The 14109-nt window shown below is 65.2% G+C and carries 18 protein-coding genes; 13 read left to right on the top strand and 5 right to left on the bottom strand.

The features are described from left to right. Positions 1-61 precede the first annotated feature (61 nt). On the bottom strand, positions 62-2056 hold the full coding sequence (gene tkt, locus GN330_RS03880; protein WP_156711329.1) for a transketolase: 1995 nt from the start codon (positions 2054-2056) through the stop codon (positions 62-64). Between the two features lie 271 nt (positions 2057-2327). On the opposite strand from tkt, the gene GN330_RS03885 reads away from it, so the two are divergent. The 3 genes from GN330_RS03885 (at position 2328) to GN330_RS03895 (ending at position 3443) form a co-directional block, all read left to right on the top strand. After that, a complete protein-coding gene (locus GN330_RS03885; RefSeq protein ID WP_156711330.1) occupies positions 2328-2600 on the top strand; it encodes a DUF4164 domain-containing protein in 273 nt (90 codons plus the stop codon). Positions 2601-2613: 13 nt separating this feature from the next. Next, positions 2614-2988, top strand: coding sequence for a cell division protein ZapA (locus tag GN330_RS03890; RefSeq protein ID WP_156711331.1), 375 nt, complete (start codon positions 2614-2616; stop codon positions 2986-2988). Positions 2989-3179: 191 nt separating this feature from the next. Continuing rightward, positions 3180-3443, top strand: a complete 264-nt coding sequence (locus GN330_RS03895) for a DUF2312 domain-containing protein (RefSeq protein WP_106570110.1) — start codon at positions 3180-3182, stop codon at positions 3441-3443. Between the two features lie 114 nt (positions 3444-3557). Here the strand turns inward: GN330_RS03895 and GN330_RS03900 are convergent, their stop codons facing one another. After that, positions 3558-4562 carry an NAD(P)H-quinone oxidoreductase gene (locus tag GN330_RS03900; protein WP_156711332.1) on the bottom strand — a complete coding sequence of 335 codons (1005 nt, stop codon included), beginning with the start codon at positions 4560-4562 and terminating at the stop codon, positions 3558-3560. 99 nt (positions 4563-4661) lie between these two features. Between GN330_RS03900 and GN330_RS03905 the strand changes: the two genes are divergently transcribed. The 3 genes from GN330_RS03905 to GN330_RS03915 all read left to right on the top strand — a co-directional run bounded on the left by GN330_RS03905 (position 4662) and on the right by GN330_RS03915 (position 6705). Next, positions 4662-4853: a DUF1192 domain-containing protein gene (locus GN330_RS03905; protein WP_156711333.1), complete on the top strand. Its 192-nt coding sequence runs from the start codon at positions 4662-4664 to the stop codon at positions 4851-4853. Between the two features lie 136 nt (positions 4854-4989). Then, positions 4990-6261, top strand: a complete 1272-nt coding sequence (locus tag GN330_RS03910) for an MFS transporter (RefSeq protein WP_156711334.1) — start codon at positions 4990-4992, stop codon at positions 6259-6261. A gap of 180 nt (positions 6262-6441) precedes the next feature. Next, positions 6442-6705 (top strand): ArsR/SmtB family transcription factor, encoded by a 264-nt coding sequence (locus GN330_RS03915; protein ID WP_156711335.1) that lies wholly within the window; start codon positions 6442-6444, stop codon positions 6703-6705. Between the two features lie 60 nt (positions 6706-6765). On the opposite strand, the gene GN330_RS03920 is transcribed toward GN330_RS03915, so the two are convergent. Then, positions 6766-6945: a YdcH family protein gene (locus GN330_RS03920; protein ID WP_156711336.1), complete on the bottom strand. Its 180-nt coding sequence runs from the start codon at positions 6943-6945 to the stop codon at positions 6766-6768. 217 nt (positions 6946-7162) lie between these two features. On the opposite strand from GN330_RS03920, the gene GN330_RS03925 reads away from it, so the two are divergent. From GN330_RS03925 to GN330_RS03950, 6 genes are all read left to right on the top strand, one after another. After that, positions 7163-7366, top strand: a complete 204-nt coding sequence (locus tag GN330_RS03925) for a YdcH family protein (RefSeq protein WP_156711337.1) — start codon at positions 7163-7165, stop codon at positions 7364-7366. Between the two features lie 134 nt (positions 7367-7500). Next, positions 7501-7965: a 5-(carboxyamino)imidazole ribonucleotide mutase gene (gene purE / locus GN330_RS03930; protein WP_246188551.1), complete on the top strand. Its 465-nt coding sequence runs from the start codon at positions 7501-7503 to the stop codon at positions 7963-7965. Beyond that, entirely contained in the window at positions 7962-9053 is a 1092-nt protein-coding gene (locus GN330_RS03935) for a 5-(carboxyamino)imidazole ribonucleotide synthase (RefSeq protein WP_156711339.1), read from the top strand. The genes purE and GN330_RS03935 overlap by 4 nt, the downstream gene beginning before the upstream one ends. A gap of 104 nt (positions 9054-9157) precedes the next feature. Continuing rightward, entirely contained in the window at positions 9158-9283 is a 126-nt protein-coding gene (ykgO, locus tag GN330_RS03940; RefSeq protein ID WP_156711340.1) for a type B 50S ribosomal protein L36, read from the top strand. 110 nt (positions 9284-9393) lie between these two features. Continuing rightward, complete coding sequence (locus GN330_RS03945) at positions 9394-9984, top strand: tetratricopeptide repeat protein (RefSeq protein ID WP_246188489.1); 591 nt, start codon at positions 9394-9396, stop codon at positions 9982-9984. Positions 9985-10055: 71 nt separating this feature from the next. Next, positions 10056-11123, top strand: a complete 1068-nt coding sequence (locus GN330_RS03950; protein WP_156711341.1) for an alpha/beta fold hydrolase — start codon at positions 10056-10058, stop codon at positions 11121-11123. A 21-nt stretch (positions 11124-11144) separates the two neighbouring features. Here GN330_RS03950 and pyk read toward each other — a convergent pair whose 3' ends face one another. Beyond that, the gene (gene pyk / locus GN330_RS03955) at positions 11145-12581 is read right to left on the bottom strand and encodes a pyruvate kinase (RefSeq protein WP_156711342.1); all 1437 of its coding nucleotides are present in this window, start codon (positions 12579-12581) and stop codon (positions 11145-11147) included. Continuing rightward, positions 12578-13021, bottom strand: coding sequence for a DUF1036 domain-containing protein (locus tag GN330_RS03960; RefSeq protein WP_197435073.1), 444 nt, complete (start codon positions 13019-13021; stop codon positions 12578-12580). The genes pyk and GN330_RS03960 overlap by 4 nt, the downstream gene beginning before the upstream one ends. A 283-nt stretch (positions 13022-13304) precedes the next feature. Between GN330_RS03960 and GN330_RS03965 the strand changes: the two genes are divergently transcribed. After that, positions 13305-14102, top strand: a complete 798-nt coding sequence (locus tag GN330_RS03965; RefSeq protein WP_156711343.1) for an N-formylglutamate amidohydrolase — start codon at positions 13305-13307, stop codon at positions 14100-14102. Positions 14103-14109 lie beyond the last annotated feature (7 nt).

A 14109-nucleotide genomic window follows, 5' to 3' on the forward strand; every position in this document is an offset into this window, starting at 1 on the left:
TCTGGACCGGTGGATTCAACGCCTGTGCCGCGTCGGCAGGGCCGATTTTTGCCGGCCGCACTCAGTCCCGGTCGGCGAGACGCGCCTCGACGGCCTGCACCACCGCTTCGGCGGTGATGCCGAAATGGGTATAGAGTTGTTCGTAGGGAGCACTCGCGCCGAAACCGCCCATCCCGACAAAAATACCGTCGGATCCGATCAGCCGGTCCCAGCTTTGGCGGACGCCGGCTTCGATCGCCACCTTCACCGCCGCCGATCCGACGATTGCGGCATGATATTCCGCGCTCTGCATGGCGAAGCGCTCCATCGACGGCACCGACACGACACGCGCGGGATGTCCCTTCGCCTCCAGCAGGCGCCGCGCCGCGAGCGCGATCTCGATTTCCGACCCGGTGGCGAACAGCGTCACCACCTCATTGTCGCTGGCCGGCGCCAGATCGTAGGCGCCGAAACGGCACAGATTTTCTTCCGTGTGATCGGTTCGCACCGCCGGCAGGTTCTGGCGCGTCAGGGCAAGGACAGAAGGCGCCTTGGTGTCCTCGAGCGCCAGTTGCCAGCACTCGGCGGTTTCGACCGCGTCCGCCGGGCGATAGACGCGCAGATTGGGGATTGTCCTGAGAGCCGACAGGTGCTCGACCGGCTGATGGGTCGGCCCGTCTTCGCCGAGCCCGATCGAATCATGCGTCATCACGTAGATGACACGCTGGCCCATCAGCGCCGACAGCCGGATCGCCGGACGGCAATAGTCGGTGAAGACGAGGAAGGTGCCGCCATAGGGGATGATACCGCCGTGCAACGCCATGCCGTTCATCGCCGCCGCCATGCCGTGTTCGCGAATGCCGTAATAGATGTAGCGGCCGGAATAGTCGCCGGGCGCTATCGGGGCGGTCTGGCTGGTCTTGGTATTGTTGGATCCGGTCAGGTCGGCCGAACCGCCGATCGTTTCCGACAGCGCCGCATTGATGATTTCGAGCGCCATCTCCGAAGATTTCCGGGTCGCGACTTTCGGCTTGTCCTTGGCGAGCGCCTTCTTGTAGTCGGCGATCGCCGCCTCGAAACCGCCCGGCAGCTCGCCGCGCATGCGCCGTTCGAACTCGCTGCGGATCTCGGCCTCGGCTTCGGCCAACCGACCCTCCCACTCCTTGCGCTCCTTGACCGAACGAAGGCCGGCCAGGCGCCACATGTCGAGAATGTCGGACGGCACCTCGAAGGGTGCAGCGTCCCATCCGAGCGCGGCGCGCGCGCCGGCGATCTCCTCGGCGCCGAGCGGCGAGCCATGCGCCTTGCTGGTGCCGGCCCGGTTGGGTGCGCCGAAGCCGATCGTCGTCTTGCAAGCGATCATGCTCGGCCGGTCGGAGGCCCGCGCGGCCTCGATCGCCTCGGCGATCGCGTCGGGATCGTGACCGTCGCAACGCTGGGTGTGCCAGCCGGACGCCTCGAAGCGGGCGCACTGGTCGGTCGAATCGGAAAGCGACACCGCCCCGTCGATAGAAATCCCGTTATCGTCGAAGAAGACGATCAGCTTACCGAGCTCGAGATGGCCGGCCAGCGCGATCGCCTCCTGGCTGATGCCTTCCATCAGGCAGCCGTCCCCGGCCAGCACATAGGTGTGATGATCGACCAGAGCGTCGCCGAACCGCGCGTTGAGGATGCGCTCGGCCAGCGCCATGCCGACCGCGTTGGCCAGCCCCTGGCCGAGCGGGCCTGTGGTGGTCTCGATGCCGGCGGCGTGGCCGAATTCGGGATGCCCCGCCGTCTTGGAGCCGAGTTGGCGGAAATTCTTGATCTCGTCGATCGTGATGTCTTCGTAGCCGGTCAGGTAGAGCAGCGAATAAAGCAGCATCGAGCCGTGTCCGGCCGACAGCACGAAGCGGTCGCGGTCGGGCCAGCCGGGATGATGCGGGTCATGTTTCAGAAACTTCTTGTACAGAACGGTCGCGATGTCAGCTGCGCCCATCGGCAGGCCCGGATGGCCGGATTTCGCTTTCTCGACCGCATCGGCGGACAGGAACCGGATCGCGTTCGCCATACGGTCGTGTTTATCGCGTGAAGACATGTTTGCTCTCTAGTTCGTGAAGCCGCCGCGCAATGGGGGCGGGAAAATCCCCAAAAACCACCCCTGGTGAAAGGCAGGCTCCACATAGCAGGTGGCAACCGGGAGTCAACAAACCCGCCCCATCCGGCCACCGCGACGCCGGATTCCGCGCCTTTCGGGCCAATAGCTGGGGAGGCCGGTCGGTCTTTGTTGACGCACCATTCACGCGCCGTCTAATCTTTCGACGATAAGGCGTTAGGAATACGCCTTGATTCGGGATTGTCCCAAGGGAATGACCGGCGAAGCCACATTGAAAGAGGTTCTGGCGCGTCTCGCGAGAGCGATGGACTCGCTTGAAAACGCTGCCGCGGCCCGTCTCGAACAGGACCAGGACTATGCCGAGGCTGAAGCCGAGGTTCAGCGCATGAATGCCGATCGCTCGCGCCTGGCCCAGGAGCTGGACGCCTCCGAAGCGCGCGCCGAACGCCTCGCGGACGCCAACAAGGAGGTGTCGCGGCGCCTCGTCACGGCGATGGAAACGATCCGCGCCGTGCTTGACCGATAACGGATGGCGAGAGATGGCGCAGGTCACCGTCACGATCGATGGAAAATCCTACCGGATGGCCTGCGACGAGGGCCAGGAGGAGCATCTCGTCGAGCTCGCCCGCCGCTTCGACCGCTATATCGGCCATCTGAGGGGCTCCTTCGGCGAGATCGGCGATCACCGGCTGGCGGTTATGGCCGGCATCATGGTGATGGACGAACTTTCCGAACTGCAGCGACGCATGAAGGGACTGGAGAGCGAGGTCGGCACCTTACGCAAGACCCGCGACGACGCTCTGGTAAAGGCCGACAAGAACGACGCCGCCCTGATCGGCACGCTGGCCGAACTGGCCGAGCGCATCGAGGCGCTGTCTGCGCGCCTGTCCGTCAAGACCAAGGCTGAAGGTTAGTTTCACTCACGCTTTTAACGGACCCGTGATCCCGCCGGATCTTCGCGTCCCGCGCGATACGGATTCCGTGATCGGCGTGGCGGTTACATCGCGACAGACCGCTTGACCCGCGCGCCCGGCTGGGGCATCCACGCGCCCGACCCGTGCCGGCATCCCCGGCGGCACGTTTGCGAATCGTTGCGGAGATCGACATGGCCGACGACATCACCGAGCCCACCACCGAAACCGTCGCTGCGGGTCAGTTGCGGGCCTTCATCGAGCGCATCGAGCGTCTGGAGGAGGAGAAAAAGACCATCGCCGACGACATCAAGGAAGTTTATGCCGAGATGAAGGGCACGGGCTTCGACACCAAGGCTGTGCGCACGCTGGTGCGGCTGCGCAAGCAGGATCAGGCCGAACGCCAGGAAGCCGAAGCGATCCTCGACCTCTACAAGGCCGCCCTCGGCATGGCCTGAGGCGCCCGTGATCGACAGTGTGGGCGTGCCGCGCCGGCGCGCCGGCCCGCACTTCCTCCAAAAATAGAGGCCGGCGTCTTCCGAAAACCGGTATCCGCCTTTCCGCATCGTGCGCTATTCCACATCGAGCACGATCTTGCCGATATGCTGGCCTTCCTCCATCCGCTCATGCGCGCGCCAGGCGTCGCGTAGCGGAAAGATCATGTCCATGACCGGTGCGACCCGCCTTTCGGCCAGAAGCGGCCACACCTGGCGTTCCAGCGCCGCCGCGATCGCGCCCTTGAATTCTGCCGTTCTCGGCCGCAAGGTCGAGCCGGTATGGACCAGCCGCTTGAGCATCAGCCTGGAGAAATCCGCGCTGGCGACAGCACCGTTCAGGAAGGCGATCTGAACGATCCGGCCGTCGATCGCCGCCGCCTGGTAATTGCGCCCGATATAGTCGCCTCCGACCATGTCGAGGATCACGTCGACCCCCTTGGCCTGCGTCGCCTCGGCCACGACGGCCACGAAATCCTCGTTGCGGTAGTTGACGGCACGGTCGGCGCCGAGTTCAAGGCACGCCGCGCATTTTTCGTCGGATCCCGCCGTGGTGATGACATAGGCGCCAAAGGCCGAGGCAAGCTGGATCGCGGTAGTGCCGATCCCCGACGAGCCGCCATGCACCAGGAACCGCTCGCCCCCCTTCAACCCGCCGCGCTCGAAGACATTGTGCCACACGGTAAAGAAGGTCTCCGGTAACGCCGCCGCCTCCGTCAGCGTGAAGCCATGCGGCACCGGCAGGGCGTTGCTTGCCGGCACCACGCAATATTGCGCATAGCCGCCGCCGGGTGCCAGCGCACAGATCGGGTCGCCCGCCGACCAGCGTGTCGCCCCCTCGCCGAGCGCGACGACCTCCCCGGCAACTTCCAGGCCCGGCAGATCGGAGGCGCCCGGCGGTGGTGGATAGGCGCCCTTGCGTTGCAGGATATCGGGCCGGTTGACGCCCGCGGCGCGGACCCTGATCAGGATCTCGCCGGCGGCCGGCCGCGGCACGGCTCGCTTTTCCGGCTTCAGCACCATCGGCCCGCCGGGTTCCGTGATGGCGATCGCCGTCATGGTTTCGGGAATCTTGCTCGACATGTCCGATTTCGCCTCCTGCCGGCGCGCACGGCGCGAATTGATTCTCCAGCGTCAGCGAATGTATCCTCCAATCGCCGCCCGGCCAATCAGGAGAGGACGATGATCTTCGCGGACGACGAACCGAAAAAGGCACGACCCCACGCGATCGGACAGGATGTGTCGCTGCTGTCGGAAGACGAACTTGCCGAACGTGTGGAGATACTGCGCGGCGAAATCGCGCGGCTCGAGGCTGAAATGAAGGAGCGGGGCTCGACCAAGGCGGCGGCCGAGGCGCTTTTCCGGCGCGGCTGAGCCGCTTTGACGCAAACCGGGCGCACAGTTGAAAAGGAGGGGCGCGGCGGGCGCGCGGCGAGGCCGGCCGAGGCCCCAAATCCGCCGCAATCATCCCTGTTCAACCGACACCCGCCAGCCCTTCGTGGAGCCCGCCATGTTTGCCAGTTTCGGACCGATCCTCGCCCTGCTCGGCGGCACCGCCTTTCTGCTGATCGGCTCGGGGCTGCACGGCCTGCTGCTGCCGCTGCGCGGCCAGATGGAGGGGTTCTCCACCGCATCGCTCGGCCTGCTCGGCACGGCCTGGGCAGGCGGCTTCGTCGCCGGCTGCATCGTCGCCCCGCATCTCGTGCGCCGTGTCGGCCACGTGCGCTCCTTCGGTGCCTTTGCCGCCACCGGAGCCATCATCGCGCTTCTGACCGGACTGGTGGTGCAGGAATATTTTTGGATATTCCTGCGCGTTTTCACCGGATTCGCGATGGCCGGCGCTTTCATGGTCATCGAAAGCTGGCTCAACGAGCGCGCCACCAACGAAAACCGCGGCACGGTGTTCGGCCTCTACATGATGGTCACCTACGCCTCGCTAATGGCCGGGCAGATAATGCTGGCGAGCGGAACCGTCGCCACACCGACCTTTTTCATGATCACCGGCATTTTCTTCTGCCTGGCGCTGATCCCCACGACCGTGTCGGTGCAGGCCAGCCCGAGCCCGCTGCACAACGTCTCGCTCGACCTCAAGGGGCTCTACCGAAATTCGCCGGTCGCCTTCGCCGGCTGCCTGCTGATCGGCGTCGCCAACGGCGCCTGGGGCACGCTCGGCGCTGTCTACGGCGCGCGTATCGGCATTTCCACGGCCGAAATCGCGCTGATGATGAGCATCGCGGTGATCGCCGGCGCCACACTGCAGATGCCGGCGGGGCGTCTGTCGGACCGCACCGACCGCCGCTTCGTTCTGGCCGGCGCCTCCTGTGGGGCGGCCGCGATCGGACTGGTGATCTTCCTTTTGGCCGCGCGCACCGGCACGGTCGTGATCGCACTCACCGCCGCTTACGGCGCTCTCGCCTACACGCTCTATTCGATCGCCGTCGCTCACGCCAACGACCACGCCGATGCCGAGGATTTCGTCAAGGTGTCGGGTGGGTTGCTGCTGCTTTACGGCTTCGGCACCATGATCGGCCCGGTTCTGGGCGCCGTCTTGATGGCCGCCTGGCGGCCCGAAAGCCTGTTTCTGGCCACCGGCCTCGCCCATCTGGCGCTCGCCGGCTACACGATGCTGCGCATCAGCCGCCGCGCGCCAATCCCCGTCGAGGAGCGCGAGACCTTCACCTCACATCCCTCCGAGCGCGCGCTGACCCCGGAAGGACTGCATCTCGATCCGCGCAGCGAAGCAGGCGCGGAAGCGGGAGCGGCAGCCGCGTCAAACCCGTAGGTCGGCGCGCCGCCCGCCGAACGAAGCCGATATTTTTGGTCGAGAGTGCCGTCGAATGAAGGAGCTATGAATTCGCTTCACGGTCCGGGGTATGTCGCCAAAGCGCGAACCGCCACCCCGGCACCGTCAATCTCCCAAGCCGGCTCCCACTTTTTCGTTCAATGTTCTACCATGATGGCGATGAGCACACCCGATGCCTTTGCCGCGATCGCTGATCCGAACCGGCGCCATCTGCTGGAAGAACTGCGCCGCGGTCCCAGAACGGTCGGCGAGTTGGCGGCCGGATTGCCGATTTCGCGACCGGCCGTTTCACAGCACCTGAAAATCCTGCTCGATGCCGGGCTGGTCGTGGCTCGGGCAGCGGGAACGAAACGCGTCTATACCGTCGACTATAACGGTTTTCTCGGGCTGAACCTGTGGCTCGATCAATTCTGGGAAGGATAGGCGGTTGCCGAGGATGGGGCCACGGGCCTGCGGGTCACGCCGGCCCGCGGCACACGTCAATCAGTGCCTAGTCGGCGGCGATTCCATCTTTTCGATTTCGTCTTTCAGCGCCAATTTCCTGCGCTTCAACCTGTTGATTTCAAGGTCGTCGACCGACGGATGGGCCAGAGCCTCGTCGATCGCGCGTTCGAGCTCTCCATGCTTGCGCCGCAATTCCTCAAGATGGGATGCTAGAGACATGTGTATCGTTCCCTTTCATCTGGTCCTCGAAGCGTCCGTCTCGGGTGCTTTTTGAGCGACTCGTGACGGTGCCATGACAGTGTGCCACCTGATTGCCGACAAGTCGAATGCCGGGTAGTAGCATTTTCTGAACGGGTGAAATGTGCTATGGCCGGAAGGCGATGCGGCGCCCGTCGGGCTCGCCGGAAAGGCGGGAATTCAGCGCCGGGAGCCTTTGATGCAAGATCAGGAACAAGCCGAAATTCGCCTCGAATTTGCGCGCTTGAAGCAGGAACACGCCGATTTCGATGCCGCGATACAAGCCATGATCTCCACGGGCTGCGACCCCCTGCAGGTGCAGCGCATGAAAAAGAAGAAGCTGTCGCTCAAGGATCGCCTGCGCGAGCTTGAAGACTGCATCATTCCCGATATCATCGCTTAACCGGCGCGGGCACCCGCCGGGCGGCGCGCGGCGTCCCTCGCTTGCGGCGACGGGGCGTTTCGGCTATGGCGCCTTTTGCCTTCTTCACACGGGACCAGCCCTTGCAAAGCCCCGCTCGCGACGTCGCCATCATCATGGGAAGCCAGTCGGACTGGCCGACCATGCGTCATGCCGCCGACACATTGGCGAAGCTCGACATCGGCCACGACGCGCTGATCGTCTCGGCGCACCGCACGCCGGAGCGGCTTTACGAGTTCGCCCGCACGGCACGCGACAAGGGTTATCGCATCATCATCGCCGGCGCCGGCGGCGCGGCCCACCTGCCCGGCATGACGGCGTCGATGACGCCCTTGCCCGTCTTCGGCGTGCCGATTGAATCGAAGGCGCTTTCGGGTCAGGATTCGCTGCTTTCCATCGTCCAGATGCCGGCCGGCATCCCGGTCGGAACGCTGGCGATCGGACGCGCCGGCGCCGTCAACGCGGCGCTGCTTGCGGCCGCCGTGCTTGCCCTCGGCGATACCGACCTCGCCGCCAGGCTCGACCACTACCGCAGCCAGCAAAGCGAGCAGGTCGCGGCGCGTCCCGCCGACGACGCATGACAGCGCCGCTTTCCCCGGGCGCGACCATCGGCATTATCGGCGGCGGCCAGCTTGGCCGTATGCTCGCGGCGGCGGCCGCGCGATTGGGCTACGAGACGGTGGTCCTCGACCCGCAACCCGACTGCCCGGCCGCGCAACTGGCATCAAGCCAGATCGTCGGCGCCTATGACGACCGGGCAGCCCTTGCCGCCCTCGCCGACCGCGCCGACGTCGTCACCTACGAGTTCGAAAACGTGCCCGTCGCGGCCGCCCGCGCGCTGGCTGAGCGGCTTGCCGTGCTACCTCCGCCCAAGGCGCTGGAAATCGCCCAGGACCGGCTTACGGAAAAAACCTTCCTCAACGGCGCCGGCATATCCACAGCCCGCCATTTTGCTGTGGACAGCGACGCCGACCTCGCCGCCGCCCTCGACAGGCTCGGCGGAAGCGGAGTGCTCAAGACGCGCCGCCTCGGTTACGACGGCAAGGGTCAACGGGTGCTGCGCGGCCTCGCCGCAGCCGATTGCCGGGGCCTGTTCGACGCAATGGGCGGCGTACCGCTGATCCTGGAGCAGCTCGTCGATTTCAGCTTCGAATTTTCGGTGATCGCGGCGCGCGGCGCCGACGGCACGGGACACGCCTACGATCCCCCCCGCAACGAACACCGAAACGGCATCCTGCGCCGTTCCATAGTTCCCGCCGGCCTCGATCCGTCCACCCTTGCAGGCGCGCGCAAAGCGGCATTCGCTCTGATGGACGCGCTCGACTATGTCGGCGTCGTCGGCGTCGAGTTCTTCGCGATCGCCGATGGCGGTTTCCTCGTCAACGAATTCGCGCCGCGCGTCCACAATACCGGCCACTGGACCGACGCCGCCTGCGCCGTCTCGCAGTTCGAACAACACATCCGCGCCGTGGCCGGCCTGCCGCTCGGCAACCCCGGCCGGCATTCAAACGCCGTCATGGAAAACCTCATCGGGGCGGAGATCGACGACGCGACCGACCTTATGCGTCAGCCGGGCGCGGTGCTAACGCTTTACGGCAAGGCCGAAACGCGGCCCGGCCGCAAGATGGGCCACGTCACCCGGCTAGCGCCGCTGTCGGCGAAAGGTTGACACGGCGCCGCAGGATCGTTTAAGGACCGCCCGAGTTTACGGCGCGCCTTTCCGGCGCGCCTTTCACGTTAGACCCTTTCGGGTCGGCATGACGGACCGGAACAATGAAGATCAAGAACTCGCTCAAGGCGTTGAAGAGCCGTCACCGCGACAACCGCATGGTTCGTCGCAAGGGTCGGATTTACATCATCAACAAGTCCAATCCGCGCTTCAAGGCGCGCCAGGGCTGAAGCCGAGGCATCGAACCGAAGGGCGAAGCCGCCTTCCGGACAGATGCACCGTCGCGCCATCACGGTTTTTTCAGTTTGACGTTCCGCGGCTGAGGGCTAGATTCCCAGCCATGCGGAGCGTTTTTCGATTCTTTGGACCTCATTTCCTCTTCCTGGGCGCTTCACTGCTGCTCGCTGTCCCGGCCGCGGCCACAGAACCAGCGCCGCTGGACAAGGTCGAGACTTCACGTCTCGACACGCTGTTTTTGGAACTGAAGCGCGAACGCAACGAAAAGGCGGCCGAGCGCATCGCCCAGCGCATCTGGGACGAATGGATGAAATCCGGCAGCGCCACCGTCGATCTTCTGCTGAAATGGTCGAGTGAGGCGACACGCAAGCAGGATTTCGCCGTCGCGCTCGATTTCCTCGACCAGATCGTCATGCTCGAACCCGGCTACGCCGAAGGCTGGAACAGGCGGGCGACCGTTCACTATATGATGAACAGCTATTCTAAATCGATGGCCGATATCGAACGCGCGCTCAATCTGGAGCCGCGCCATTTCGGCGCCCTGTCCGGCATGGGCGCGATTCTTAAGGCGACCGGACGCAAGAAGCTGGCCCTGCGCGCCTACGAACGCGTGCTCGCGGTCTATCCGATGATGCGCAACGCGCAGAACGAAGTTGTCACTTTAACCGAAGAACTGGCCGGCGAAGGCATTTGACCGACGCTCGGCCTCGCCCGCTTCCACCGGCAAGGCACTCCCGTCCACACCTACGGTGAATTTTGCTTGCGATGAACCTCGTCTACGCGTTCTGCGCCTTCTTGCTGGCCCTGATCCTGGTCGCCGCCGGCGTCACCCGCGTCGGCGTGTGGATGACGGAGAGAAAGAACCCGCCATCGGGGACTTTTGCCACGATCGACAACACGCGCATGCATTTCGTCCATGTGCCGGCCGCCGCCGATGCGCCGCTTCCGCCGGTGGTTTTTATCCACGGCGCCAGTGGCAATCTGCGTGACACGATGCTGCCCCTGCGCGGGCTTCTGGAGGGTCGGGCCGAGATGCTGTTCGTCGACCGCCCCGGTCACGGCTGGTCGGCGCGCGGGCCGGCGGAAAACGCCACGCCGGCCGGTCAGGCGAAAACCATCGCGGCGTTGATGGACCATCTCGGGATCGGCCGGGCGATCATGGTCGGCCATTCCTTCGGCGGCGCGGTTACCGCCACATTCGCCCTCGATCATCCGCGAAAGGCAGCCGGCCTGGTGTTTTTGGCGGCGGTGTCGCATCCATGGCCGGGCGCCGGCACCTCCTGGTATTATGAACTGACCGCCACCCCTCTGATCGGCCGTCTGTTTTCCGAAACGCTCGCGCTTCCGGGCGGAGCCCTGCGCATGACGGCCGCGACATCCTGCGTCTTCGCCCCCAACCGCGTCCCGGACGACTACGCAAGCAAGGTCGGCATCGGCCTTGTCCTGCGGCCAGGGACCTTCCGCGCCAATGCCCGCGACGTCGCCGGTCTCTACGATTACGTCACGCGGGTGGCCCCCCGTTATAGCGAGATCGACGTCCCGGCCGTTGTGATATCGGGCACACGCGACACCGTCGTCTACGAAGAGATTCATTCGGCCGGGCTCGCGCGCGACATTCCCGGCGCGGAAGCGGTATGGATCGACACTCTCGGTCACAAACCCGACTGGATCGCGCCCGATCTCACCCTGGCGGCGATCGAAAAGGTCGCCGGCCTAGACCGCGACCTCGATGCGGTCGCACGCCAGGTCGAAGCCCGCATCGCCGGCGACGCGTTCGGCCCGATTGAGAACTGTCCCGACGAGAAACCGCCTTTGAACGCCGCGAATCGGTAGAACTGAGCGATCCCGTGCGGATCAGATGCCGCTCAGCCCGTCCGAGCCGATATAGGCGATCCTGAGCATATTGGTGGCGCCGGGCGTCCTGAGCGGCACGCCGGCGGTGACGATGATACGGTCGCCAGGACGGCAGAAGCCTTCGGAAAAGGCGATCCGGCAGGCGCGGTCGACCATGTCGTCGAGATCGGTCGCATCCGGCGTGACCACGCAATGCGTGCCCCACACGAGCGACAGGCGGCGCGCCGTCTCGACCACCGGCGACAGCGCGATGATCGGCACTTGCGGCCGCTCGCGCGCCGCGCGCAGTCCCGTCGTCCCTGACGAAGTGTAGCACACGATCGCCGACAGCTTAAGCGTCTCGGCGATCTGGCGCGCGGCCAGCGAGATCGCATCCGCGCCGGTCGCTTCCGGCTCGGCGCGCTGGGCATGGACGATGCCGGCATAGGTCGGATCCTTCTCGACCTGTTCGGCGATGGCATTCATCATTCCCACCGCCTCGACCGGATAGTCGCCGGCAGCGGATTCGGCCGACAGCATGATGGCGTCCGCGCCCTCGAAGACCGCGGTGGCAACGTCCGACACTTCCGCCCGGGTCGGCGCCGGGGCTGAAATCATCGATTCCAGCATCTGCGTGGCGACCACCACCGGTTTGCCGGCGCGCCGCGCCGCGCGGGTGAGTTGCTTCTGGATGCCGGGTACCGCCTCGATCGGCATTTCCACCCCAAGATCGCCACGCGCCACCATCAGCGCGTCCGAAAGCTCGATGATTTCAGCCAGCCGTGCGACCGCCTGGGGCTTTTCGATCTTCGACATCAGCGCCGCGCGACCGCGCGCCACCTTGCGCACCTCGGCGAGGTCCTCGGGCCGCTGGATGAAGGACAGCGCGATCCAGTCGACGCCGGCCTGCAACACGGCGTCGAGGTCGCGCCGGTCCTTGTCGGTAAGCGCCCCGACGGGCAGATCGGTATCGGGCAGGCTCACGCCTTTACGGTCGGATATTCTCGTGCCCGCGACCACCTCGGCTTCGATCGCGGTTCCGGTCGTCTTGACCGCCTTGAGCTGCAGCCGGCCGTCATCGATCAGCAGCCGGTCGCCTTTTTTGACCGAGCGCAGGATTTCTGGGTGTGGCAGCTCGACACGCTTGGCGTTGCCCGGTTCCGGATTATCGTCGAAGATGAACGTCTGGCCGACTTCCAGCTCGACCGCGCCGTCGGCGAACTTGCCGACCCGCAATTTCGGTCCCTGCAGGTCCGCCAGAATGCCTATCGGCCGGCTGACGGCCTTTTCGACCGAACGGATACGCTCGACAAGCGTGCGCATCAGCGGATGGTCGGCATGACTCATATTGATGCGGAAAACGTCCGCGCCCGCCTCGTAGAGCTTGCGGATCATGACCTCGTCGGAGGAGGCCGGGCCGAGTGTCGCGAGGATCCGGACCTTGCGGCTGCGTTTCATTGGTTACCCGTTCCCGTGACGGCGGCGGTACCGTCGGTTGCCGGTTCGTCGGTGAGCTGGACCATCCAGCTCGCCTGCTGACCGGTATCATATTCCTGGAACCCGGCCCGCTGAAAACCGCGCGGGATGCAGTCGCGCACGCCGACGATTTTGAATTCCTTGTCGGCGATGCACATGTTGATCGGCCCGTCCCAGCGTCCGCCCCGTTCGGCATCTTCCGCATAAAGATAATAATAGCGTGACGACAGCCGTCCCTCGATCAGGGTTTTGCAGGTCGAGCCCTCGATATGCCACCACCCCTCGGTGATCCAGCCCGCGCTGGCGCGATAGCCGATGGCCACGCCGACGAGGTTCTGCGTGGCGTTGCAAACGCGGAAATCGGCCCTCGCCGATTGCGTGGTGCCCGCGAGAAAAAGGAAAACCAGAACGGGAAGCGACATGCTTGCGCAGCGGACTGCAGATCGAACGCCTGCAAAATCCATAAAGCTGCCCCTCACCCGTGAACGAAACATTGTCCGTTCCTCCTTTTCGGAAAACTGTACGCCCGTGTCAACGCGGCTGCGCCGCCATCGGTCGCCCCATGGCGGCACGATCGCCTTTGGCATCAGCCACAACAGTGTCGAAACAACGGCATTGCCATCCGCCACCGGTCGTGAAAGGACATGCACCGCCTCTTCCATTCGGTCAATCGGACAGGTTCCCACTTTTCGGTTTGCTACGCCCATGACCCGCTCCGCCCTCTTTTCCCCCGTCGAGATCGTAGACGGCCCGCGCGACCGCGGCATCGTCCTGATCGGCGACCATGCCCGCAACGCCGTGCCCGACGAATATGGCGATCTCGGTCTTGCGGCCGCCGAATTCGAACGCCACATCGCCTACGATATCGGCGTGGAATGGGTGGTGCGGCGCCTTGCCGCCCTGATCGGCGCTCCGGCCGTTCTGGCCGGCTTCTCGCGGCTGCTGATCGATCCCAATCGCGGCGAGGACGACCCGACACTGATTCGCCAGCTCTATGACGGCACCGTCATAACCGGCAATTATCCGATGAGCCGGCGGGAACGCGAACAGCGGCTCGACCGGTTCTACCGTCCCTACCACGACGCCGTCGCCGCGATGACGGCCTCGGTCGCCGCGGCAAGCGGCCGAGCGCCCTTCATCGTCTCGATCCACTCTTTCACCCCTGCCATGCAGGGTCGGCGCCGGCCATGGCATGTCGGCATTCTGTGGGACAGCGACGACCGCGCGGTCAAACCGGTGCTGGAGGCGCTGCGCGCCGAGAACGACCTCGTGGTCGGCGACAACGAGCCTTACGACGGCGCGTTGCGCGGCGACACGATGTTCCGCCATGCCATCGTCAACGGCTACGCGCATGTGCTGATCGAGCTGCGCCAGGACCTGATCGCGACCGAGGTCAGCGCGGCGCGCTGGGCCGAGCGGCTGGCTCCTATCCTTGACGCGGTCGACAGCCGGGCCGATATCCATCAGGTGAAGCAGTTCGGTTCACGAACCGGCCCAGTCTGACAGGGAG

The sequence above is a fragment of the Nitratireductor arenosus genome (assembly GCF_009742725.1).
GTDB classification, from domain to species: Bacteria; Pseudomonadota; Alphaproteobacteria; order Rhizobiales; family Rhizobiaceae; genus Mangrovimarina; species Mangrovimarina arenosa.